We start from the raw sequence: 1,441 nt of genomic DNA, 5'->3' as shown, positions 1-1,441 counted from the left end.
GCCCTACCTTTCAGTGGTGGGTTTGAACTGATCATTCGTAAGATCGGTGGACCCAGGGGCTCTGGGTATGGCTGCATGCGGTGCGCCGTAGATGGCTCAAGGAGCTTGGCCGCCCGGAGCCCCGCGACGACTCGACCGCCAATTGGGAGATGCGACTCGATCGCTGCGTAGGGCAACGTCGGCGAGGTCGTCTGCTGGGCTGTGAACGCACGACGAGCCGGCGGAGGTGACCGTGCCCCAGATATGGGCCGGAGTGGACATCGGCAAGGAACACCACCACTGCGTGGTGATCAACGCGGACGGCGAACGGCTGCTGTCCCGCCGGGTCCTCAACGACGAGACGGCCCTGCTGGAGTTGATGGGCGACGTCCTGGCCCTCGACGCTGAGGTGCTGTGGGCGGTCGACCTCAACAGCGGTGGCGCTGCCCTGCTGATCGGCTTGCTCCTTGGCCACGACCAGCCGATGGTCTACATCACCGGCCTGACCGTGCACCGCGCCTCGGCCTCCTACCGGGGCGAAGGGAAGACGGATGCCAAGGACGCCTTCGTCATCGCGGACCAGGCGCGCATGCGCCGAGACCTGGGCCCGCTGCGGCCCGGCGACGAGATCGCCGTGGACCTGCGCACCCTGACCACGCGCCGCACCGACCTGGTGGCCGATCGGACCCGCCAGATCAACCGGCTTCACGCTCAACTTCTGGAGATTTTTCCGGCGTTGGAGCGTGAACTGGAACTGACCAATAAGGGCCCCGTCATGCTGCTGACGGGCTACCAGACGCCGGCCGCGATCCGCCGGGCGGGGACGAAACGAGTCGAGACGTGGCTGCGTAACCGCAAGGTGCGCGGAGCCGCAGCCCTCGCCCGGACAGCCGTGGAGGCCGCCGAGGCACAGCACACGGCCCTGCCCGGCGAGAAGCTGGCCGCCGCCATGGTGCTGCGGCTCGCGAAGGGGGTGATGGCCCTCGATGAGGAGATCGCGGAAGTCGAAACTCTCATCGAGGTCCGGTTTCGCGAGCACCCGCACGCGGAGGTGATCCTCAGCCTGCCCGGCATGGGCAAGCTGATGGGGGCCGCGTTCGTCGCTGCTACCGGTGGGGACATGGACGCCTTCGGCAGCGCCGACCGGCTCGCCGGCTACGCCGGCCTGGCTCCGGCCCCACGCGACTCCGGCCGCGTCAGCGGCAACCTTCGCAGACCCCGTCGCTTCCACCGCGGCCTGCTCAACGCTATGTACCTCTCCGCGCTCTCCAGTCTGAAGAGCTGCCCGGCCTCCAAGACGTACTACGCGCGGAAGCGTGCCGAAGGCAAGGGCCACAAGCAGGCGCTGTTGGCGCTCGCCCGCCGACGCCTCAACGTCCTGTGGGCGATGATCCGTGACGGTGCGTGCTACCAAGCCACACCACCGGTCACGGCAGCGGCTTGACATCAGCATTGGGAAGCT

At 68.0% G+C, this 1,441-nt stretch carries 1 protein-coding gene; it reads left to right on the top strand.

Translation table 11 applies throughout. From position 1 onward, the window contains the following. Window positions 1-232 precede the first annotated feature (232 nt). Complete coding sequence (locus ABT342_RS38105; RefSeq protein WP_502965692.1) at window positions 233-1,423, top strand: IS110 family RNA-guided transposase; 1,191 nt, start codon at window positions 233-235, stop codon at window positions 1,421-1,423. Window positions 1,424-1,441: the final 18 nt, after the last annotated feature.

It is taken from the genome of Streptomyces sp. NPDC000410 (assembly GCF_040300305.1).
Taxonomy (GTDB): domain Bacteria; phylum Actinomycetota; class Actinomycetes; order Streptomycetales; family Streptomycetaceae; genus Streptomyces.
The sequence above is the reverse complement of the archived record's forward strand: the minus strand, read 5'-3'. Positions and strand labels throughout refer to the sequence as shown.